Here is a 19,817-nt window from a genome sequence, read left to right as displayed (position 1 = left end):
TTTTTTTGCTCGCAGGCGCCTGAGTACCTCAAACCCGTCGAGGCCCGGGAGCATGACGTCGAGTACGATGAGATCGTAGTCTTCATGGAGCGCGAGGAACAAACCGTCGTTACCGTCGTTAGAAACATCGACGATGAAGCTTGCCTCCATTAGGCCTTTGCGAAGGTAGGAGGCCATCTTCGGTTCGTCCTCGACGATAAGGATACGCATGATGAAAACCCTTTCGCATAGCGACTCGTGCATTCAGTGCAGATAGTACATTACGCTAATTGAACCTGCGCAGCGTGTCGCGTTGAGGCAGAGTCAATTGGGTAGCGTACGATACGTCTAAACTTGGCGCCGCGCTGCGACGCAATTTCAAGGAAGTACCCAGGTACGGGTAGCGTCGCCGTAGTCTCTGAAGACCATGCTTGCTATGACAAGGACTACCAGGTCAAATGCCGATGCTGGCGACTCTATTGGAATCGCGTCGGCAGTGCTCTTCGAAATGGCAGGCAGGTAATTATAGAAAGACTTCCTTGCGGCAAGATGGACGGGAAATGACAAAAAAGTCATGAATCGCGACACATACCCGGTCATGGCTCAAGCGCAGTTGACGATGACAATGCGGGGAAAGCGGCGGGTGGCAATATTGCGGCTCCAGTGCCGCAATGAAACCTGTTCGCTGCCGCAAGCTGCACCTGCCGCATCCCGACCCGTTTTCGGGTCAGAGAGTCTGATTTAAAGGAAGCAAGCTCGAAAGTTGTGTGGAAGGAGCTACGGCAGGAACGTGAAGGCGATGCATCGTTCCGACCGCGTCGTTGCACCTCCGCTGCCGGTAGACATGGTCCAGGCGGAGCCCTACGTTGGGCGTGGCATGACACGCGTTTGAGATCAGCGGCCGCGCGCTAGCCATTCTTCTGCCGACGGTTCCTCGGCCTATCGCGACACGTGTGAGCCGCCCGCTGTCATGTTCGGTGAGCGTCCGCGCCTCATAGATGCAAGGACTATTGGCGCCTCGCTCCGGGCGTCCAAATCCAAATATGACGTTGATGTAATGCGAGCGTCAGGACACGTCCACCTTCACTATACAAAATACCTGTAGCTCACTCCCCTTGCGGCGAGGAACGAGATCAGTGGTTTCGATCACTGATCGAAACCGACCAAACTCACATTTATGAGGTGATCCACGATGAAGTCCCATTTTTATGTTGCCCTGGTTATTGGGCTGCTCGCACTGCCGACCGCCTCCTTCGCTCAGGACGCTAGTGTGCCAGTGACGCGTACGGACGTACAGACGGACCTGATCAGGTTGGAACAGTCCGGGTACCGGCCGAGCAAACTGAACTATCCCGCTGATATCCAGACGGCAGAGGCCCAACTCAACGCGCAGGACGTCACCGCATCGAGCAACACCGATGCGGGTGGCGTGTTGAATGGGTCTTCGCAGGCTAGTGCGCCCACGAGTATCGTGGGCGCCCACTCGATCTATTCCCATCATTGATACTGATCGTCAGTGCACGCGGTGACCATCGGTCTGCCAATGTCTGTCTCTTTTCTGGCCTGCGTCAATCGGTTTGATTAAGTCATGCGGGAGACACTAGCCGGTATGAGAACCGAGCTAAGTTTGGCGCAGTTGCCGAAACTGAAAGCGCCGGAGAACGTGCGTGCCTTTCGTGCGCATCTGATAGTCGCGTCAGTGGCGGCGATGTTGATCCAGTTGGTTATCTTGACAGCCATTTTCGTAGCTGACGTACCGGAGCACTTCTTCGAGATTGCCATATTCCGTCTAACAGCAGTGGTATTGATACTGAGCATAGTCGCAGCGACGAGGTACTTTGCGCGGAAGGCCTTTTTGGCAGCCACCGATTGAAACGACGTGATATTTCTCGATGGTCAACGTCGGATCGGATCGGTTTTTGCAACTTGTCCGCAGCGCCAACTGGTTATTTTTCGCGCCAGATTCGTCGGGTTCGTGAGTGACGTCTTCAGTCAGTAGAGTCGGCAGAATATCCGTACATGTCCAATCGTGACCGCGATTGAACGCGCACGGATGTCAAAGTGCCGCACGTAGTTGGAAGTGGGTTCAGGTAGGGTCGGAGTGAATCTGATGGCCAACGACCCATGGCATCAGCTCGTCGGCGCGATTGACTCGATTGAGAAGATACCCGGCAATGTGAGCGATGACGTGACTAGGCAGGGGACAACCTGTGCCTGCATCTGCGGGCGAGACTCGAACAGACCGATCACGCATCATACGGATGATTTCTGCGCCCGTACCCGGAACGACGATCGCTCGAGCGTCTTGCTCCGGCGACAGGGAAGAAACCGGCGGACCTCGCCTGTGTAGTAACACGCCGGGAGGCCGGCGTGTTACCACGATCACACGAAAGTGAAGACCTGCTCACGCGGCAGGCGCGACTTCGGTAGCCTGGCGTTGAAATCCTGGTCGCTGCGACGGCCGAAAGCCGCCAGCACGACGCTCGTAAGCCCACGTTCGCGCAGTCCAAGCTCGAGGTCTAGTGCGCGCGAATCGAAGCCTTCCATCGGCGTCGCGTCGATGCCGAGCACGGCCGCGCTGACGAGCAGTCCGCCCAGCGCGAGATACACTTGCTTCTCCATCCACTGAGGCACGTCGCGCAAGTCGTAGCGGTGCATGTCCACATACGAGCGGCGCGTCTTGTCCTGCATGTCCTTCGCTCCGTCGATCTGGAACCGCCCGTCGTGGCCTTCCTGCTTGAGGATAGTGTCGAGGTGGGCCGCATCCATGTCCGTGCGCATGCACAGCGCGATCACGTGCGAGGCGTTTAGCAGTTTCGGTTCGTTGTACGCGTAGGCGCCTTGCGTTGCCTTGGCCATGCGCGCGCGGCCTTCTGGCGTCGACGCGACGACAAAGTGCGAAGGCTGAGAGTTGACCGACGAAGGACTGTAGTGAAGCGCGGCGAGCAACGCATCGACCGATGCTTGCGGCAACGAATAACCCGGCTCAAATGCTTTGACAGTGTGACGGGTTTGCACGGCGTCAATCAAATTCATGGAGATATCTTCTTATGGAGATGACAGGTAATCGAAACAGAAAACCGACTGGCGACTCAAAACCCTTCGAGAACGATCTTGCCGCGCGTGCGATTGCTCTCGATGAACACGTGCGCGCGCCGCAGGTTTTCGGCGTTGATCGTCCCGAAATGCTGGCCGAGTGTCGTACGCAGCGTGCCTGCATCGATCAGCGCGGCGATGCGCTCGAGGATCTCGTGCTGGCGGATCATATCTGGCGTCTCGAATAAAGACCGCGTGAACATGAGTTCCCAGTGCAGCGAGATTGCCTTCAATTTGAGCGGCATCGCGTCGAGCGTTTTCGGATCGTCGATGACGCCAAGCTTGCCTTGCGGCGCGAGCACCTCGACGATCTGGGGATAGTGCGACTCGGTATGGGTGAGGCTTGCGACATAGCGCACCTGCTCAACGCCGATCCGGCTCAGCTCTTCTTTCAGCGGGCGCGTGTGATCGATGACGTCGTGCGCCCCCAGTTCGCGGACCCATTCTTGCGTCTGCGGTCGTGATGCCGTGGCGATCACGCGCAGCTTCGTCAGTTGCCGCGCGAGTTGAATGAGAATCGAGCCGACGCCACCGGCTGCGCCGATGATCAGGAGAGCATCGCCGTCGCCACCGCCTTCGGCGACGCAGAGGCGATCAAAGAGCAGCTCCCAGGCCGTGACTGAAGTGAGCGGCAACGCGGCGGCACGCGCGTCATCGAGCGTTGCGGGTCGATGACCGGCGATGCGCTCGTCGACTACTCCGTACTCCGCATAGGCGCCGGGGCGGGTGACGGAGCCGGCGTAAAACACGTCGTCGCCGACCTTGAAGAGCGTGACGGACGCGCCGACGGCCTCGACCGTCCCGACGGCATCCCACCCAAGCAAGCGCGGCGTGTCGCCGAGCATTCCCGCACGGACCTTGGTGTCGACGGGGTTCACGGCGATGGCGCGAATCTTCACGAGCAGATCGCGCGGCCCTGGCTCGGGCTTCGGCAATTCCGTTTCGTAGAGTGCGCGCGGATCTTCGATCGGCAGCTCGTGCTGGTCGTAAACAATGGCTTTCATCTGTGTTACTGGAGTGATGGTCGAGAGCGAGCCGCTTTGGCGACTCGGAAATTGTTGTGATGATGCGTTGCACAAGCAGTTCGAAAAACAGGGAGAATCGGGTAGAACTTTCACTACAGGAATGAAAATGATCCGGTTCGACGACCTGGCGCTGTTCGCGCGCACCGCCGCGCTCGGCAGCTTCTCGAACGCTGCCCGCGAAGCGGACCTGCTGCCAGGCCAAGTCAGCGCGGCAATTCAGAGGCTCGAGCGGGAGCTCGACGTTCGTTTGTTCGCGCGCTCAACGCGCAGCCTGCGGCTTACCGCCCAAGGCGAGGAATATCTGCCGTACGCGAAGCAGGTACTCGCGACATTGCAGGAGGGGCGGGAGTGCCTGCATAGCGGAGCGGATGCGCTGCAGGGGCTTTTGCAGATCGCGGCGCCGTCGGATCTGGGTCGCAATGTTTTGCTGCCTTGGATCACTGCGTTTCGCGAGGCGCATCCGAAGCTGTTGGTGCGGCTCTTTCTGTCCGATCAACTGACCGATATGTTTCGCGATCCGGTCGAGATCGCCATCCGCTACGGCCGCGCCGATAACGCTAGCTTCGTCGCGCTGCCGCTTGCCAGCGACAACCGGCGTGTGCTTGTCGCGTCGCCCGCCTATCTGCAACGGCATGGCCGGCCGCGCACGCTGGACGAACTGGCAGCACACCACTGTCTGCTCTATGTCCTGGGCGGCCGCGTCTACGACAAATGGGTGTTCCCCGTGGGGGGCGAACTCCGCCAGGTCGCCGTCGCCGGGTCGCTCTTTTGCGACGACGCGGACGTGGTACGGCGCTGGGCGATCGAGGGCCACGGTATTGCATACAAATCGTGGCTCGACGTGTGCGCAGACGTGCGGGCGGGCCGACTCGAAGTGCTGATGCCCGAGCAGCCCGGCGAAGCGGCGCCGCTGAATCTGATCTGCGCGCATCGCAAGCAGTTCCTTCCCGCGATCCGGCAGTTGCATGAAGTGTTGAAGGAGCGCGTATTGGCGCTTACAGCGCTGTTGCCGATGTACGGGACTTAAAGGGTGTGTCAAAACAGCGCTTTACGCAGTTGTGCACGTGGACATTGCGCCGGATCGCGTGAAATTTCATTGGCGATTTGTGGTCGCATGCGAAACGGGCGCGGCACGATCCGGCTGTGCTACACATCGAGGTATTGCAACAGAATGGCGCACGAAATCACTTCACGCTGGTCGAAGTGATGCGCTCTCAGGGCTCACAGAAAACTGAACGTTCGATTGCGTGGTCGCCCGACAATTTCTGCATCTGACCTCGCCTGTCGTGTCATCGGCAGCGGCGTTACAAACGTTGAATGATGACGGTCTCGACCACGGTAGATGAACCCCGACATCTTTATTACATTCAACCTCAAAGTATCTTCCCACGTGATTACGATTCAAATGCCATCTTCTATCGCTTCCATTACAAGGAGCGCGGCGCTCGCCGCGCTGTGGGGTGTCCTGGCCGTAACTAATTGTGCGAATGCCGCTGATAACGTGATCGTTCTAGATTCCGGTGAATCGCAACTGACGCTGATCGACGAGGCCACGCATAAGGTTGTAGGCACAGAGTCGACCGGCAAGGAACCGCACCATCTGATGATCACGCCCGACGGCCGCTCTCTGATCGTTGCCGATTCGGTGTCGAACAACCTGATGTTTCTCGACCCGCATAGCGGCAAGGTGCAGCGTACTGTGCAGGACATCGAAGACCCGTATCAACTAGGCTTCTCTCCGGATCATAAGTGGTTCGTCACTGCTGCTCTGCGTATGGACCGCGTCGACATCTATCGCTATGACGGCACGAATATGACGCTGGTCAAGCATATCGAACTGGCGAAGACTCCTAGTCACATGACGTTCGCCTCGGACAACCGCACGGTGTTCGTTACGTTGCAGGATTCGGGCGAACTCGCGGCGATTGATCTGCCGACCCAGAAAGTGCTTTGGAAAATGCACGTGGGCAATGAACCCGCTGGTCTGTGGATGACACCCGGCGACCACTATCTGCTGGTCGGCATGACCGGCGAAGACGACGTGACCGTGGTGGACTGGCACAAGCAGCAGATCGTCAAGAAGATCCGCACGGGCCGTGGCGCGCACAACTTCCGCAACCTCGACGACGGCAAGCACGTGGTGGTCTCCAATCGAGTCGATAGCACCATCAGCATCATCGACTACACCGCACTCACCAATGTCGGCGATATCACGGGCCTGATGCCTGGGCCCGACGACATGGAACTAACTCCCGACAAGCGCTATCTATGGGTGGGGTTCCGTTTCGCGAGGCATGTGGGCGTCATCGATATGACCACCCGTAAGCTGATCGACACTATTGCGGTGGGCCGCTCGCCGCACGGCATCTTTTTCGACAACCGCGCGCCGGTCGTGTCGCCCAATCCGGACTGATCTGGGCGAGTCGTCTCAACCTTGCCCTTACATGAGTACTGGCAGAACTGGTAAAACACGAGGATTCTGATGTTTCATGAAATCGTCGCACAACTCGACAATATGGTGTCCGCGCTGCAGACGCTGTTATATGTCGACGTCGTGCAGCCGTTCTTCTATCGCTTCGGCTTGATGGGTTACGATGAAGACACCTATGACGCACTGTACTGGGTGATCATCGGCGTGCTGGAAATCGTCGTGACGTATCTCGCCTTACGGCCGCTCGAAGCGCTGCGTCCCGTCGAGCTGTGGCAGGATCGCAAGGCGCTGCGCGCCGACGTGATCTACACATGGATCGTCAAGCTCGGCATCATCAACATTGCGTTCTTTTTCATGCTGCAGCCGTTATTCGATCACTGGCAGAGTCTGATCGCGGTCTACGGCATACCGAACATCGATATGGACAGCCTCTGGCCGGGCGTGACGGATCAGCCAGTCGTGTCGTTCCTGATCTATCTGGTCGTGCTCGATTTCGCCGGCTACTGGTATCACCGCTGGCAGCATCGTTTCGGGGTGTGGTGGGAACTGCATGCGGTGCATCACAGCCAGCAGCAGATGTCGCTGTGGGCCGATGACCGGAACCACTTTCTCGACGACATCATCCAGGTAGCGTTCTTCGCGGCAATCTCGCTGTTTATCGGCGTGCAGCCGAACCAGTTCGTGGTGCTCGTCGCAGTCAGCAACTTCATGCAGAGCATCCAGCACGTTAATGCACGGTTGCCGTATGGCTGGCTGCTCGAGCGCATCATCGTCAGCCCGACATTTCACCGCCGCCATCATGCGGTGGCCTACGGCCATGAAGGCACGGCTTACGGCTGCAATTTCGGCGTGTTATTTCCATGGTGGGACATGTTGTTCCGCACCGCTTCATGGAACCCCGCGGTCGAGCCGACCGGCATCCGCGACCAACTTCCCGTGCCGCATGGTCCGGGACGTTCGTATGGCAACGGATTGATGGCCCAGCAGTGGCACGCGTTTGGCAGAATTGTGAAGCGTTTGCGCGGACAAAGGAATTACGTGGATGGTGTCGTGGAGTGAGTGAAGCTGGCGTAGTGCGCTGTGTTGTTGCGGTCGCACAGAACCTCGCAGCATGTTTGCGACCCGGTTAAAAGAGAGGGGGCGCCGGGAATTCGGACAGGTCGTCGGGTTGCTGATTCGCCTCGTCGCTGAGACGAGGAGTGCTGAACCGACTTGCGACCTGCCTTCGCCGAAAAGCCGACGTGGGCGGGCGCAGCTGGATTACACGCGCATCAATCCTCGCGGTTCCGCGCGGTGCTCGGCGACCTTCACCGTCAGGCCGCACGCAGCCATTCAAGCAGCCTTGTTGTCTGGCGGCGCGAGACGGGGAAACAATGTCCAGGCATTGCCATGATTAACCGATGTGCGCTCGGTGGCAGTGAAGTTCTTGTAGGCGTCCCGTTGTGCAGTGAAGGTGCCGGCGATATCTGCTGAGACAATGTGATGGAAGCTCCTCAGCCCAAAAGGGCCGGACGACGTGCTGGTGAACATCAATGCGACGGGCCGTACTCATAGTTCGCACCGTGTGCTTGAGGAATGAGTGGGTGAGTGGCAGAAAAGACGAAGGTGCGACGGTTCCGCTGACATGGATCAGAACGGATAGGCGGGGATCTGCGAGCGCACTGTGATCCATTGCCACTCGCTGAACTGGTCGGCATTGCTGGACGCGCCGCCCGAAGCCGTTTCCGGAAATACCGACGCCGCCAATCGGGCCGTAAATCCCATGTACCACGGTCTGATCGTTGATGTGGATTGCACCGGAATGCAGCCCATCAGCGACGCGTTGGGCGCGGGCCAGGTCGGAGGACGCCACCGCCGCTGACAGGCCGTACTCGGCGGCATTGGCGAGTGCAATGACTTCCTCGTCGAAGGCCGCCATGCCGGCTGTCACTCCGGTGATAACGGTCGGCTCGAAGAACAGTCCGTTGCGTGAGCCACCGGTCAGCAGCTTCGCGCCTTTGGCCACCGTCTGCGACACGATCCGCTCGGCGTTGACGGCTTGGCGTTCGTTGATGATCGGTCCGACCTGGACCCTTGCGTCGAGGGGATTGCCGACGACGAGCGCCTTGACTCTCCTCACCAGGCGCCCTTTGGTAACTTGAACGTGATGGATGCGTTCCAACAGGTTTTAGGACAATCAGTCCGTTCAATCGGGACATTCGACCTGCTTGATTGTTTCCGGTCCGCGAAGATCTGCTTTTGTGAAAGCATAGGGAGCCCAAGGCCAACTTTAGAGAACGCTGGTGTTCCGTGTGGCTCGTTGGAAGATGAAGCGTTTGGCCCGGCATCAACGATCGTGCGGTGCAATTGCGACCAGGAATTCCTTGACTTCGCAGAACACACGACGATCCTGCGTTAGGTGCGGCTCTATACGCCCGAGTTCGCCAAACGTTGGAACCGTTTTGCAACACTTGCGGGACAGTCATGGCGGGTTGATGAGACGTACCTGAAGATCCGCGGCAGATGGGTCTATCTTTACCGGGCGGTCGATCGGGCCGGCAAGACGGTAGATTTCTTATTTTGCGCAAAGCGTGGCGCGAAGGCAGCCAAAGGGTTTTTCCGTCGGGCCATCAAGCATCAGATCCAGTCGCCGAAGACGATGACGCTCGATGGCTACGCGGCCTCGCATCGCGCTGTGCGCGAGATGAAGGCTGAGGGCCCGCTGCCTGAGGATACTAAGGTCCGGTCCTCAAAATATCTCAAGAACCTGATCGAACAGGACCATCGCAACGTCAAGTCCAGAACAAACGCAATGCTTGGGTTCAAACGCTTCAGGGATGCTGCCATTACGACATCGGGCATCGAATTGATGCACGGCATTCTTAAAGGTCAGTTCAACCTCGCATGGTTGCGCCTCAAAGATACCGTTGCGCCCGCTGTTTGGAAGGCAGTCCTTTCAGCACGATGATGCAATGGTGAATACACCGTTTTTCGCTTGCGCCCGCAATTTGCACCACAGCTGTCCTCGCATCGTAACGGCCCGGACCGAACACCCGCCGTTCGCGTAAGCACCGCCGGCGGTCGCGGCCCGACCCGGATACTAGATTTCGCAAGTTCTGACCTGGGTCCAAACGGCTGGTCGGCAAACGGCTCTTTTCGCAGCCTGTCGCGGGTGAATGGCTTGTACCGGGGCTGAAGCTGCGCGTGTTCCAGGCGGGGTCCGCGCGCAGATGGTGGGTACTCTGGTTGCATGGATCAATGGTTAGCCTTTTGCCACTTCGCACTCGCCATGCGCTGACTTGCTTTTGCGGCGCAGCTCTTCCGTGGTTTCGCCGCCGCCATCCGGCAGCCAGCCCGGCGGCTGGATCACGTGATTGATCGCGATCCACACGTTCTTCGCCTTCACAACGTCCCGCAGTAGCGTCGCCCAGTGCTCGAATTCGACGACGAACGGATTGCGTGAGGTGGTCGGCGTGACGAGACCGTAGCGGCAGGGTTCGTCGGCCCGTTCCTCGACGTAGGTGCCGAACAGCCGGTCGAAGACTATCAGTACGCCGCCGTAGTTCGCATCCAGATATTGGACATTGGCCGCGTGGTGCACGCGGTGCGAGGACGGCGTATTGAACACATACTCGAGCCAGCCGAGCTTCGGGATCCACGTGGTATGCAGCCAGAATTGATACATGAGGTTGATGGAGAGTGTCAGCAGAACGACTTCGGGGCGCACGCCGAGCCACACAAGCGGCGCGAAGAAGATCGCCGAGCCCGAGAGCTTGCCCGTCACGCCGAGCCGGTACGCGGTGGAAAGCGTCAACTGGTTCGGCGAGTGGTGCACAGCATGTGTGGCCCAAAAGAAGCGAATGCGATGCGACGCGCGGTGATACCAGTAGTAGCAGAATTCCTGGCCGATGAAGAGGGCCAGCACCATCAGCGCGCTATTGAGTTCCACCGTGAAGATGCGATGCTCCCAGGCGAGGGCGAACACAGGTGTTGCGAGGGAGAGCGGCAACAGCGCGAGGAGCTTGCGCCCGAGGACATCGGCGAGCGACAGCCACACTTCGTGCCATGCAAATGGCGTGGCCGTAATGCGGTTTTTCCGGCTGAGCCAGAGAGCTTCGACCAGCGATACGGCAATGACGAAAGCCGTGACATAAAGCGTGAATTTTCCAAGTTGTTCCATGACGATGCCATAACGGTAAGTGGCGGGAGGTATCGCCTGCGGTGAAGTTGTGGATCAGGTCATCGCATCCGATACGCGCACATTAGCGAAGGACGCCGTAACAGGCTATGCGGAAGTTATTTCACGGGGTGTCATGGAGCTCGATGCCTTGGCGCGCGGACCTCGCAGCCCCTTTAACGAGAGGCGGCCGCGGGCGGTGGCCAGATAATCGTTTGGCCTGCCACGCGCCAGACCGACGTCGCAGCCAGGCCGTGCGCGAACGCCGGAGCTATCACTTCTATTGAGTATGGAGAGCACGTTGTGCTGCCTCCAGGGCGCCGAGGGCGGCGGCATATTCATCCGATGGCAGGAGGGCAAGGATCGCGGCCCTGGATTTAGCGATCGCCCGGTTCACTGCCTGAAGTGTGATAGGTCAATAACCAATTGTTCGGTAGGTATGTCGGAGTCGCGACCAGCCGCCGGATCTGCCTCGTGGTCAACCTGAGCCGTTCTGCGGCTGGCCACGGCTTGCGCTTGCCGTCGGCGACGTCCTGAATGACCTTGAACCTGTCAAGCTCGCGCATCGTCATCGTTATCCGTTCTGTCGCAGCGATCAATGCCTCCGGCGCCGCGCCTTGCCCCACAAGGGTTACATCAATTATCGCCGTGTGTTGTCGCTCCATTTTTGAGGTGCATCCGAGTGCCGGATGCCTCAGCAAGCGTTCGCTCTCCGCATTTTTATGTAAATCGTTTAGAAATGCGGCGCGCCTCTTCCGGGCGTCGAACGCTGACAGCCGGCTTGCCGACGCGATGCGTCTGCGCGTCACTGGACAAAACAGGCTCACGCGTCGCTAAAAGGCCCATGTCCGGTCCAAGAGGGGATCGATACGCGCGACGAGCCTGGGGTTTGAACGCCGGCGCCGGTTGCTTCGCGGGACAGCGGTGCGCGAAATAGCGAGGCAAGCAGAGTTACCACGCCATACGGTCCGCTGCTATCCAAGCAATGAACAGGCTAACGTCGTCTCGGTCCAGGCATTGCTTTTTTATGTAATCCGAGGCACATCCAGGTACCTAGCCTCGTTGTTCAACAAGCGTCGAATGTGGATAGCCTCGATTGGCTCATACCAGATTCATGTAATAGCCGTCCTTCGCCGCCGCCGGTGTGATCGGCGCCAGCTGGAGTGCGCTGTTTCTCGCCAAGGGACTGCAGGTCGTTGCGACGGACATCGCGCCGAATGCGGAAGCCCAGCTCAGGAAGTTCGTGGAGTCCGCCTGGCCGGCGCTCGAGAGATTGGGCCTTTCGCCTGGCGCGTCGCAAACGAACCTGACGTTTACGCCCGTGCTCGCGCAGGCGCTCACGGATGCGGACCTCGTTCAGGAAAACGGCCCCGAGCGGCTCGAATTCAAGCAGGATCTCTATCGGCAACTCGATGAGTTGCTGCCTCCCCACGTGATCATCGCGTCGAGCACGTCGACCCTGCCCATGAGCAGCATCCAGGTGGGCGCCGTGCTGCATCCCGAGCGCTGCGTGGTCGGCCATCCATTCAATCCGCCGCACCTGATGCCGCTGGTCGAGATCGTCGGCGGGACAAAGACCTCGGAAGAGACGATCCGGCGCGCCACGGAGTTTTATACGTCGATCGGGAAACAGGCGGTGCGCCTGCACAAGGAATTGCAGGGCCACGTCGCCAACCGTCTGCAGTTCGCGGTGGCGCGCGAGGTCTATTACCTGGTGGCGGAGGGTGTGCTGAGCGCCGCCGACGTCGACACTGCCCTCTCATGGGGGCCGGGCCTGCGCTGGGGCGTGATGGGCAACATGATGCTCAATCACCTCGGCGGCGGTCCAGGCGGCATCGAGCACTTCTTCCATCAGTTCACCGGTCCGATGACGGCTGGCTGGAAGGATCTCGGCTCGCCTGAGCTGACGCCGGAAGTGCAGAAGAAGCTCATCGACGGCGTTCATGCCGAAGTCGGATCGCGCTCCATCGAGGAGCTGGAGGCAGAACGCGACGAGCTGCTGCTCGGCCTCATCGAACTGCGCACCAAAGGAACTGCGCGCTAAAGGTACGGACCCGGCCACGCCACGCGAGGCCGCGAAGGCGGTCGGCGTCTCTGCGCTGTGGCGGCTGCGGACCGGCGAGGACCAGGACATCGAAGTGGATGTCCGTAAAGCGTTGCGGCGCTTCTCCGGGTTCTTTGATCTGAAATGGGAAACGATCAATGGACGTCCACCGGTCCTGGAAGTCGATCCGAATCTCTTCCGCGAAACCCGCGACGGGCGGCGCGTCATCCGCCTGAACATCTACCCCAAGCTGGCGGTCCGCGAGCTCAGCTTGCTCAGGTGCGACCCAGCCCGGAATCCGTGCGCAACGCCATTCTGTAGTGGCGCGTCGACGACCTGGTGAATGCGGCGGCGGAGGCCGGGATCGCTATCGCGAGGGTTCGCACCTTCGAGGAATTCCGGAAGGAGCTTCAGTACACCGAGGTGCTCTCGAGAATGTCGCTGATCAACGTCGAAATAGATTGGCGAAAGCGAGCCGATCCCTTTCACGAATGACGGCACCAGTCCGTCGGATGGCATTCGCGCACTCGGAATGGGTCACGTGATTGCCGGAGCGGTCATCGGTAGGGACCTCGCTTTGTACGGCGCCGATGTCCTCAACATCTGGCGGCCGCACGACAGCGAGATCGAAGCGTTCGCGTGGGACGTTCAGGTCGGGATGCGCTCAACGCTCCTGGATTACTCGAAAGAGGATCGCGCCAAATTCGATCTTCTGCTGAAGGATGCAGACATCTTCGTCGCGAACAAGCGCCCGGGCTATCTGGAACGCCATGGTCTCGACGCCTCGGATCTCTGCGCCAGGAAGCCGGGGTTGATCCATGCGAATCTCCTTCTTCTGTTGCATGTGACCATCGAAGTCAATCCTGCCCGCGTCGCGGCCTGAAGTGCAGCCTGCCGTGTTGCGTCGCCAGCCCCGAGGCGCGCGTCGCCTCGAAAAATGCGGCCGTTCTCGCATACAGAACGGCCGTTGTCTATTGCGCGCTCAGCGCTACATCCCGATGCTCATTCCTCCGCTCGTGCTTGTACCCGTACTCGAACCCGAACCCGTGTTCGCACCTGAGCTCGACGTCGTATTCAAATCGATTCTTCCATAGACGCCATTGGCTTCGTCATTCGGCCCCGCCGCGAAGAACAGCGTATTGGAAGGCTGATTGCTGAGGTCGTTGCCGAACGCGATGCCCCACACGCCATTCTCGACGACCGGACTGCCGTTCGGTCCATTGAGCCGCCCCATCGACTGGCCGCTCGATGCATTGAACGCGTTGATCGTGCCGTCGCCGAAATTGCCGATCAGTATCGCGCCGCTCATCGTGCCGAAGTTGCCGGGCGCTTGCGCTATGCCCCAGGGCGCGTTTAGCAGACCGCCCGTCGCGAAGTGCTGCTTCAGGTTGCCCGCCGTGTCGTACACGTCGACCATGCCGAGTCCCGCGCCCGCGACATCGTCGTGCCTGGCCCCATCCTGCATCGCGTAAGTGACGAACAGATTCGAGCCGATCGCCTGAATGCCGAATGGCGCAAAGCCGGCCGGAATCGCCGGGTCCGTGAAGGCGCCTGGCATCGCGACCTTGGTGAAGGCGGTATTGAAGACATCGATCTTGTTGTTATGGAAGTCGGTCGCGTAAAGGAAGTTGTTGCCGTTCATCGCGGCGAGCGCGAGACCCTTGTACACGGCGCCGCCCGTGCCGTCGTCGTACATGACGAACGCGTTGGTCGGCCCGACGGCGGGCGCCCACGCGGTGATGGTGCCGCCTTCGCCCGTGAAGATGAAGGCAGCGACGCCGGACTTGCCGTTTTCCGTGACGGTGAAGCTTTGGGTGCCGTTAAAGACGATGCCCGTGGGCGACGCTGAACCGTTCTTGCCCTCGGGTATCGTGACGACCAGCGATTGCGGCACGCCGTTGCCGTCATAGAGCGTCGCGACATTGGTGCCGTTGTCAGCGACCCAGACGAAACCTTTCGGGTTGAAGGCGACGCCCCAAGGGTTCTTCAGATTCGCGTCAGCGTGCGCGGCGGACACCACGCCATCCGACACGAGGGCCGTCACACCGAACGACGACTGCATGGGCGCGGTTGAATTGTTCGAACTGGAGCCGCCGCCGCACGATACGAGAGTCGCGATGGCCGCGCCGCATGCAACGACACCGAACACGTTGAGTAGAGACTTCATGACCATACTCCTTGCTCTGTCCAAAGGCCGTAACGGTCATTGAACGAGGAGGACGCGAGGTTTATTCCTGCGACGAAGGCTTATTTCGTGTGCGATTTCGTGCGATTGCAATGGCTGAACTGGCTAGATAAAAGCGCAGGGTGCGTAACGAATAACACGCGCGATTATTCCATCCGTCCGGCTAAAAAGTTGTGAACGCGTGTGAGCGGGCTGCGCGGCATCAGCAAACGACTGTACCGCCCGAAGGTTCTTCGTTCGCCGGTAAATCAATGAAGCCTTTGTGCACCGCATGGTGTGCGTGCCGTACGCCGTGTCATCGAGTCCGATGGAGGCGATCCACCGGTGGACCAACCGAAACATGTTGCTTCGGAATCGGCGACGCTCTGTTCCCGAGTCGCCTGCATGGCCGACAGAGCGGGAACGATCAGAAACTTCCAGGTTGCTGCGATGAAGAAAGCGAGATACAAAATTAGAGTGGCGGATCTCGCCGATTCAGAATATCCGGAGACAATTCTGGATTTCCAGAAGCGCACACATCTATCTCAGACGGGGTTGCTTGATAAAGCTATCTACAATGGTTTAATCGCCAACCGTAAATGAACACTAGAAAGCATGGCTACGAGAGCCGCTGTTGGATATTCGGCTCTCGTTGCCCACGACTCTCTCGGTGAAGGCGAGGGCAGCACCGCGAGCGCCGCCTTTCTAGTCTTACTGTGTCATAAATGGATCAATCGGTCGCTATACTCTTGTGTTGAGAAACGAGCGTAGTAGCCGTATCGCGAGAAGCACTCGTAGTGTTGTAATGGAATCAGGGACGTGGCGCTGTGCGCGCTGGAATGCCGCGAGCGATGTAATCCGTGGGAAGGACAGACAGCGTCCGTCCGGCGAAGTTTTTTTTATTTCCTGGATCCGATCCCATGCGAAGCCGCTGAGCCATCAGAAATCCATACGCAGTAATACTCAGTGTGGCGTGGTGGTGAAAGCCACGCCAGCCGCGCCCCTCGTGGTGGCACAGGCCGAACTCCTGCTTCAGTTCCTCAGAGTCGCGCTCGATTCGCCAGCGCATTTTGGTCACAAACACCAGTTTCTCCAGCGTCACTTCTTCAGGGACTGTCGTGAGAAAGTATTTGAGTGGCTCGCTATTCCCATCGGGCCATTCGATGAACAACCATTCTTCGTCGCGCACCGCACTTTGCCAATAGTCCCGATGTGCGGGGCGGACTCGTGCGGCAGCAAAGCGTGACGAAAGGGCTGCGTTGCTGCCGTCTCTCCAGGTCACGGACTGCCAGGCAGGGGCCGGTAATTGCATCGCCAGCTCCTTGACCGCTAGCGGCTCGTGTCCGGGAGCCTGGCGCAACAACGTTGGAGGCTTTCCGCGTGCGCCTTGCCGGGCCCCCACACTGAACTATCGGGCCGCACCCCTACCGAGTACAACAGGCCCAGTTCAGTCACGCCGTCCCGAAACGCAGTCTCATCGCCATATCCCGCATCGACGAGCACCATGCCAGGTGTGACGCCAGATGCAAGAGCCTCTCGCAGTTGTGTCAATGCGATCTGCGGCTTGGTCGAGGAGTCCAGTTCATCGGGAAGGCCCGCGCGAGCAGCACGCTCCCGGTCCTCAATCCACTCTTTTGGAATATGGAGCTGTCATGCAACTGGATGACTGCCTCGTTGCGTCGCGACGGACAGACTCACGGCGACCTGGCAGTTGTCCTGTTTCCCGAGCCGCCCACAATACTGACGCGCTACGCCGGCTGAATGACGGCCCTTCGTTGGGAAACCGGTGTCGTCAATAATCCAGTAATAGCCCGGTTCGTCCGCGGCGTACGCGCTCAGCGCAGGCATGACCCATTCGAGTACGCGCTGCATGACAGCCTTGTCGGACCACTCTGCCTTGGCTTCGAAGTGATGAAGAGACTGATGCCTCGCGCTCGCGTGCAGTGGATCAATGTGCGCAGCCATTGGCTCAACGCTCTTTCGAGTCAATGGCAACACAAGGTCTGAGCAGTAGCCCTTGAGGCCCGCGTGACCGTCGGCCACGCAGATTGTCCACCGCCGGGCAGCGTCATGGTCGTGACAGGCGATCTGCTGCCCGCCCTTGGACAATCTGCAACTCAACTCTCTATGTAGGCCAAATCACGTTCAATATCTCACTGCAAATCTGTCCGCTGAAGCGGGGCAATCTCAGCGGTGGCGTTCGCAGTCTTCGCTCGGAAGCGGTGAGGCGTCATCTGAGCAAAGAAACCACCTACGCTAGTCCTCTTTCATACCAATCGTCTATCTCGGTTCGAGCCCGGTGCTCAAGCGCACTGAGCGCCATCAGTGGGTCGATTTTGGCCCTTGGAATGACCAATTCGATTGCCGGGGGGGTGCCCTTGCCCTCATCCCCGTCGGTACGTGCAATCACTGCATGGCATACCCACTGAACGCCAAGCTCATCCGCCGCAGCATCAGCGGTCACGCAAAAACCACGATGTTCAAAATCCACAAACCCTCCAGACACAGAACGAAATGCAGGTTCCTCGACAACCCATACAGCGAGGACCGAGGGAAGCCTAACATGGGAGTCCAACCCTCTGCATTGAAGTGCCGAATTCGATTACACACAGCTGACTCCTGCGCAAAGGAGAGCACCTCGCTGAAAGGAAGAGTGCCTGCGCAAAGCAGAACCAAAGCTGAACATTCACGCACCGATACTATCTGAATCAGGACGCTGCTTAACCAGTTGGCGTCCACCGGTTCCGACCGACCTCAATCGTTCTCCGATGACTTATGAAAGCATTCAGGTCGCGCAAAAACCGACCTTGCCCGCCGACGGGTTGCCCACTGCCGGCCAGCATCATGGTCGTGACAAGCGACCCAACGTCCGGCCGTGGATGACGCGCTACGTCGCCTCAAACGGAGGAAGCCCACATAGCCAGAATTCAACTGCATAAACGTCCACTGAAGCGGCTCACCCCAAGTCTAAGGTTAACCCGTTTCAACGGACACTCCGATCGACGGACTGATGGCCACCGAAACTGGCGACATGATCGTCAGGACATCGGGGGCGTCAGTCTTCAGATCAGATGGCGTTTGCGCAAAATATTCGCTGTAGAACGCCTTCACGTAGGGAAACACCGCTGGACCCAATTCACGCTTGGCCTGATCCTGCGAGGCGCGCGGTTTCGCCAGCATCTGCTCGATCTCGCGCAGGATCGCATCACGATCCACGCGCGTGAAGCGACCGTCGTTATACACAACCTCGCCAGCGATCATCACCGTATCGACGGCATTCGTTTTGGCGCGCTGCATGAGTGCATCCAGCATCGGAATGTTATCGTCCTTGCCATTCGTGCCCGTAAGGCTGGTGACGCTCTTCAGATCCGCCGCACGAATCAGTAGTGCCTGCGAGGCTTCAACGTAAGGCAACGGGAAGTCCACGTGCTTTTCGCGCTCGGACGTGTAGCTCAGGATGCTCATCACCAGATCGAACTTCTTTGAGTAGAGCCATGGAATCAGGCCCGACCAGACCGTGTCGATGAACTGCGCATGGTCCGAGGAGAGCACCTGAAATGTACCGTTCACAAGACCGTCCCAGACGGCCTGGCGATTGCCTTCTTCGCGCGGCGGCGGACTAGATGCATTGATAGCCGCGAGGGCCATCTTCGCGCATGTCTTCGGTCAGCAGCAAATAGTGCGGACATGTCTCGGCGTAAACGGCGAGGCCATGTCTTTGAGTCCAGCGAATCTACTCGATCGCTTCCCGGCCGGAGACGTGCCCGATCAGCACGGACGTGTCGACCAGCTGCGCGAGACTGACGGCGCGATGCGTCGCTTCGCGCTCGACCAGCATTGGGCGGAACACCGCGTGGCCAATCGGCGCGGTGATGCCTTCCTCCAGCGGCGCTTCGGTGAGCCACGCAATGCAATCGACGTTTTCGGCATGAATCATCACCATGGCGCCGTGGACGCGGGTCAATGCGAGCAGTTCAACTATCTGACGGTCGTTCAGCTTGTAGCACGCCCGAGGCCGCCGAACCGGCTATGGCTGCGCCCGACAATACGCCTGCCGTGCCCAATGCCGTCGACCTGGCGCCCGAAGCGCTGCTCGAATCGGCATTTGGGAACGACTAGGTCGACTCCGCCGACCAACACGTAAAGGCACCTGCAATAGCGAGTTTTCACTGAGTCTCTTGCAGGATCGGTTATTGCCGTCGGCCATCGCCGCGCGCTCGTTAAACGCCCCCGGATCGCTGCAGTCTGTCCGTCGGCCCGTCGACCCTGAACGTTCTCTCGGCGGCATGCTGACATCGCACGCCGATGCGCGCTTCCTTAGATGTCGAAAATGAAATTTTCGCGCCATGTCTGCATCAGGCGCAGATATCGATAATGGACTGGGAACGATCGAGGGCGATAAGTCCTCACTCTTCGAATGCGTTATTTGAACTCGCCATTAGGATGAACACCGTGCTTAGGATTTTTGCGATGCTTGTCATCGCAGCAAGTGTGAGTAGTTGCGCAGTCGCACCGGGTTATGGAGATGGTGGGTATGCCCAGCCGTACGATTCCGCGTATGGATACCCGTTTGGACCGGTCTACGTCCCGGCGTATGGGGCGATCAATATTTGGGGCGGATGGGGCGGATGGGGCGGTTACCACCATTGGCACGGTTACGAGCACTGGCATGGCGGTGGACGCGGCGCACATGGGCACGGTGGGCATGGGGGTGGCGGACATGGAGGAGGCGGACACGGGGGAGGTCACTAAAGGCAACCGTGACAATCATCGCTTGTTGCTGTCTCCTGAGGCGATCTGAACGGCTTGTCCAAGTTCGCTGTCCCGCCCGGCGGCCAGTCTTCCGAGCGTCTAGTCGCGCGTCCCTCAAAGCCCAGGAGAGGGCGCGCTATGCACATCCATACGCTTGAGAGCGCGGTTGT

Annotated in this window: 19 protein-coding genes and 4 pseudogenes; 11 read left to right on the top strand and 12 right to left on the bottom strand. The window is 59.2% G+C overall.

Annotated elements, in window-relative coordinates; genetic code table 11:
* The coding region (locus tag P0D89_RS43500) for a response regulator (protein ID WP_408368009.1) at positions 1 to 210 on the bottom strand (210 nt) is incomplete at its 3' end.
* 961 nt (positions 211 to 1,171) lie between these two features.
* Here P0D89_RS43500 and P0D89_RS43495 point away from each other — a divergent pair.
* Both P0D89_RS43495 and P0D89_RS43490 read left to right on the top strand, forming a co-directional pair.
* Positions 1,172 to 1,483, top strand: a complete 312-nt coding sequence (locus P0D89_RS43495) for a DUF4148 domain-containing protein (protein ID WP_408368011.1) — start codon at positions 1,172 to 1,174, stop codon at positions 1,481 to 1,483.
* 105 nt (positions 1,484 to 1,588) lie between these two features.
* Entirely contained in the window at positions 1,589 to 1,852 is a 264-nt protein-coding gene (locus tag P0D89_RS43490; protein ID WP_408368013.1) for a hypothetical protein, read from the top strand.
* 509 nt (positions 1,853 to 2,361) lie between these two features.
* Here P0D89_RS43490 and nfsB read toward each other — a convergent pair.
* Together nfsB and P0D89_RS43480 are read right to left on the bottom strand one after the other, a co-directional pair.
* Positions 2,362 to 3,015: an oxygen-insensitive NAD(P)H nitroreductase gene (nfsB, locus tag P0D89_RS43485; RefSeq protein ID WP_408368015.1), complete on the bottom strand. Its 654-nt coding sequence runs from the start codon at positions 3,013 to 3,015 to the stop codon at positions 2,362 to 2,364.
* A 56-nt stretch (positions 3,016 to 3,071) separates the two neighbouring features.
* A complete protein-coding gene (locus tag P0D89_RS43480) occupies positions 3,072 to 4,079 on the bottom strand; it encodes a zinc-binding alcohol dehydrogenase family protein (protein ID WP_408368017.1) in 1,008 nt (335 codons plus the stop codon).
* Between the two features lie 127 nt (positions 4,080 to 4,206).
* On the opposite strand from P0D89_RS43480, the gene P0D89_RS43475 reads away from it, so the two are divergent.
* The 3 genes from P0D89_RS43475 (at position 4,207) to P0D89_RS43465 (ending at position 7,590) form a co-directional block, all read left to right on the top strand.
* A complete protein-coding gene (locus tag P0D89_RS43475; RefSeq protein ID WP_408368019.1) occupies positions 4,207 to 5,127 on the top strand; it encodes a LysR family transcriptional regulator in 921 nt (306 codons plus the stop codon).
* Between the two features lie 378 nt (positions 5,128 to 5,505).
* A complete protein-coding gene (locus P0D89_RS43470) occupies positions 5,506 to 6,513 on the top strand; it encodes a YncE family protein (protein ID WP_408368021.1) in 1,008 nt (335 codons plus the stop codon).
* Between the two features lie 69 nt (positions 6,514 to 6,582).
* Positions 6,583 to 7,590, top strand: coding sequence for a sterol desaturase family protein (locus tag P0D89_RS43465; protein ID WP_408368023.1), 1,008 nt, complete (start codon positions 6,583 to 6,585; stop codon positions 7,588 to 7,590).
* A gap of 334 nt (positions 7,591 to 7,924) precedes the next feature.
* Here the strand turns inward: P0D89_RS43465 and P0D89_RS43460 are convergent, their stop codons facing one another.
* The gene (locus P0D89_RS43460; RefSeq protein ID WP_408368025.1) at positions 7,925 to 8,692 is read right to left on the bottom strand and encodes an aldehyde dehydrogenase family protein; all 768 of its coding nucleotides are present in this window, start codon (positions 8,690 to 8,692) and stop codon (positions 7,925 to 7,927) included.
* A gap of 294 nt (positions 8,693 to 8,986) precedes the next feature.
* Between P0D89_RS43460 and P0D89_RS43455 the strand changes: the two are divergent.
* Positions 8,987 to 9,478 (top strand): annotated as a pseudogene (locus P0D89_RS43455) (IS6 family transposase); the annotation flags it as partial.
* A 294-nt stretch (positions 9,479 to 9,772) separates the two neighbouring features.
* Here the strand turns inward: P0D89_RS43455 and P0D89_RS43450 are convergent.
* Entirely contained in the window at positions 9,773 to 10,690 is a 918-nt protein-coding gene (locus tag P0D89_RS43450; RefSeq protein WP_408368027.1) for a sterol desaturase family protein, read from the bottom strand.
* Positions 10,691 to 11,064: 374 nt separating this feature from the next.
* Positions 11,065 to 11,352 (bottom strand): hypothetical protein, encoded by a 288-nt coding sequence (locus tag P0D89_RS43445; protein WP_408378564.1) that lies wholly within the window; start codon positions 11,350 to 11,352, stop codon positions 11,065 to 11,067.
* Positions 11,353 to 11,831: 479 nt separating this feature from the next.
* Here P0D89_RS43445 and P0D89_RS43440 point away from each other — a divergent pair, with 479 nt between their 5' ends.
* From P0D89_RS43440 to P0D89_RS43430, 3 genes are all read left to right on the top strand, one after another.
* On the top strand, positions 11,832 to 12,731 hold the full coding sequence (locus tag P0D89_RS43440; RefSeq protein WP_408368029.1) for a 3-hydroxyacyl-CoA dehydrogenase NAD-binding domain-containing protein: 900 nt from the start codon (positions 11,832 to 11,834) through the stop codon (positions 12,729 to 12,731).
* On the top strand, positions 12,631 to 13,074 hold the full coding sequence (locus P0D89_RS43435) for a hypothetical protein (RefSeq protein WP_408378561.1): 444 nt from the start codon (positions 12,631 to 12,633) through the stop codon (positions 13,072 to 13,074). The genes P0D89_RS43440 and P0D89_RS43435 overlap by 101 nt, the downstream gene beginning before the upstream one ends.
* A 117-nt stretch (positions 13,075 to 13,191) precedes the next feature.
* Entirely contained in the window at positions 13,192 to 13,614 is a 423-nt protein-coding gene (locus P0D89_RS43430; protein ID WP_408378558.1) for a CoA transferase, read from the top strand.
* A 105-nt stretch (positions 13,615 to 13,719) separates the two neighbouring features.
* Here P0D89_RS43430 and P0D89_RS43425 read toward each other — a convergent pair whose 3' ends face one another.
* Positions 13,720 to 14,898: a TIGR03118 family protein gene (locus P0D89_RS43425; RefSeq protein ID WP_408368031.1), complete on the bottom strand. Its 1,179-nt coding sequence runs from the start codon at positions 14,896 to 14,898 to the stop codon at positions 13,720 to 13,722.
* A gap of 231 nt (positions 14,899 to 15,129) precedes the next feature.
* A pseudogene (locus tag P0D89_RS43420) lies at positions 15,130 to 15,252 on the bottom strand (integrase); the annotation flags it as partial.
* Here P0D89_RS43420 and P0D89_RS43415 point away from each other — a divergent pair.
* On the top strand, positions 15,241 to 15,498 hold the full coding sequence (locus P0D89_RS43415) for a hypothetical protein (RefSeq protein ID WP_408368043.1): 258 nt from the start codon (positions 15,241 to 15,243) through the stop codon (positions 15,496 to 15,498). The pseudogene P0D89_RS43420 and the gene P0D89_RS43415 sit on opposite strands and share 12 nt — an antisense overlap.
* 208 nt (positions 15,499 to 15,706) lie before the next feature.
* Here P0D89_RS43415 and P0D89_RS43410 read toward each other — a convergent pair.
* The 4 genes and pseudogenes from P0D89_RS43410 to P0D89_RS43395 all read right to left on the bottom strand — a co-directional run.
* Positions 15,707 to 16,983 (bottom strand): annotated as a pseudogene (locus P0D89_RS43410) (IS701 family transposase).
* A gap of 163 nt (positions 16,984 to 17,146) precedes the next feature.
* On the bottom strand, positions 17,147 to 17,386 hold the full coding sequence (locus P0D89_RS43405; RefSeq protein WP_408368033.1) for a hypothetical protein: 240 nt from the start codon (positions 17,384 to 17,386) through the stop codon (positions 17,147 to 17,149).
* Positions 17,387 to 17,868: 482 nt separating this feature from the next.
* The gene (locus tag P0D89_RS43400) at positions 17,869 to 18,447 is read right to left on the bottom strand and encodes a transporter substrate-binding domain-containing protein (protein WP_408368039.1); all 579 of its coding nucleotides are present in this window, start codon (positions 18,445 to 18,447) and stop codon (positions 17,869 to 17,871) included.
* Positions 18,421 to 18,895: pseudogene (locus P0D89_RS43395) on the bottom strand (dihydropyrimidinase); the annotation flags it as partial. The gene P0D89_RS43400 and the pseudogene P0D89_RS43395, both read right to left, overlap by 27 nt.
* Before the next feature lie 669 nt (positions 18,896 to 19,564).
* On the opposite strand from P0D89_RS43395, the gene P0D89_RS43390 reads away from it, so the two are divergent.
* Complete coding sequence (locus P0D89_RS43390) at positions 19,565 to 19,696, top strand: hypothetical protein (protein ID WP_408368035.1); 132 nt, start codon at positions 19,565 to 19,567, stop codon at positions 19,694 to 19,696.
* Positions 19,697 to 19,817 lie beyond the last annotated feature (121 nt).

It is taken from the genome of Paraburkholderia sp. RL18-085-BIA-A, assembly GCF_046027075.1.
Taxonomy (GTDB): Bacteria; Pseudomonadota; Gammaproteobacteria; order Burkholderiales; family Burkholderiaceae; genus Paraburkholderia.
The sequence above is the reverse complement of the archived record's forward strand: the minus strand, read 5'-3'. Positions and strand labels throughout refer to the sequence as shown.

What these genes read in the sequence shown, in the direction of transcription:
- P0D89_RS43490 (WP_408368013.1), top strand. Translation starts at nt 1,589, where the DNA reads ATGAGAACCGAGCTAAGTTTGGCGCAGTTGCCGAAACTGAAAGCGCCG.
- P0D89_RS43470 (WP_408368021.1), top strand. Translation starts at nt 5,506, where the DNA reads ATGCCATCTTCTATCGCTTCCATTACAAGGAGCGCGGCGCTCGCCGCG.
- P0D89_RS43465 (WP_408368023.1), top strand. Translation starts at nt 6,583, where the DNA reads ATGTTTCATGAAATCGTCGCACAACTCGACAATATGGTGTCCGCGCTG.
- P0D89_RS43390 (WP_408368035.1), top strand. Translation starts at nt 19,565, where the DNA reads ATGGCGGTGGACGCGGCGCACATGGGCACGGTGGGCATGGGGGTGGCG.
- P0D89_RS43475 (WP_408368019.1), top strand. Translation starts at nt 4,207, where the DNA reads ATGATCCGGTTCGACGACCTGGCGCTGTTCGCGCGCACCGCCGCGCTC.
- P0D89_RS43445 (WP_408378564.1), bottom strand. Translation starts at nt 11,352, where the DNA reads ATGGAGCGACAACACACGGCGATAATTGATGTAACCCTTGTGGGGCAA.
- P0D89_RS43450 (WP_408368027.1), bottom strand. Translation starts at nt 10,690, where the DNA reads ATGGAACAACTTGGAAAATTCACGCTTTATGTCACGGCTTTCGTCATT.
- P0D89_RS43435 (WP_408378561.1), top strand. Translation starts at nt 12,631, where the DNA reads ATGCCGAAGTCGGATCGCGCTCCATCGAGGAGCTGGAGGCAGAACGCG.
- nfsB (WP_408368015.1), bottom strand. Translation starts at nt 3,015, where the DNA reads ATGAATTTGATTGACGCCGTGCAAACCCGTCACACTGTCAAAGCATTT.
- P0D89_RS43480 (WP_408368017.1), bottom strand. Translation starts at nt 4,079, where the DNA reads ATGAAAGCCATTGTTTACGACCAGCACGAGCTGCCGATCGAAGATCCG.
- P0D89_RS43425 (WP_408368031.1), bottom strand. Translation starts at nt 14,898, where the DNA reads ATGAAGTCTCTACTCAACGTGTTCGGTGTCGTTGCATGCGGCGCGGCC.
- P0D89_RS43495 (WP_408368011.1), top strand. Translation starts at nt 1,172, where the DNA reads ATGAAGTCCCATTTTTATGTTGCCCTGGTTATTGGGCTGCTCGCACTG.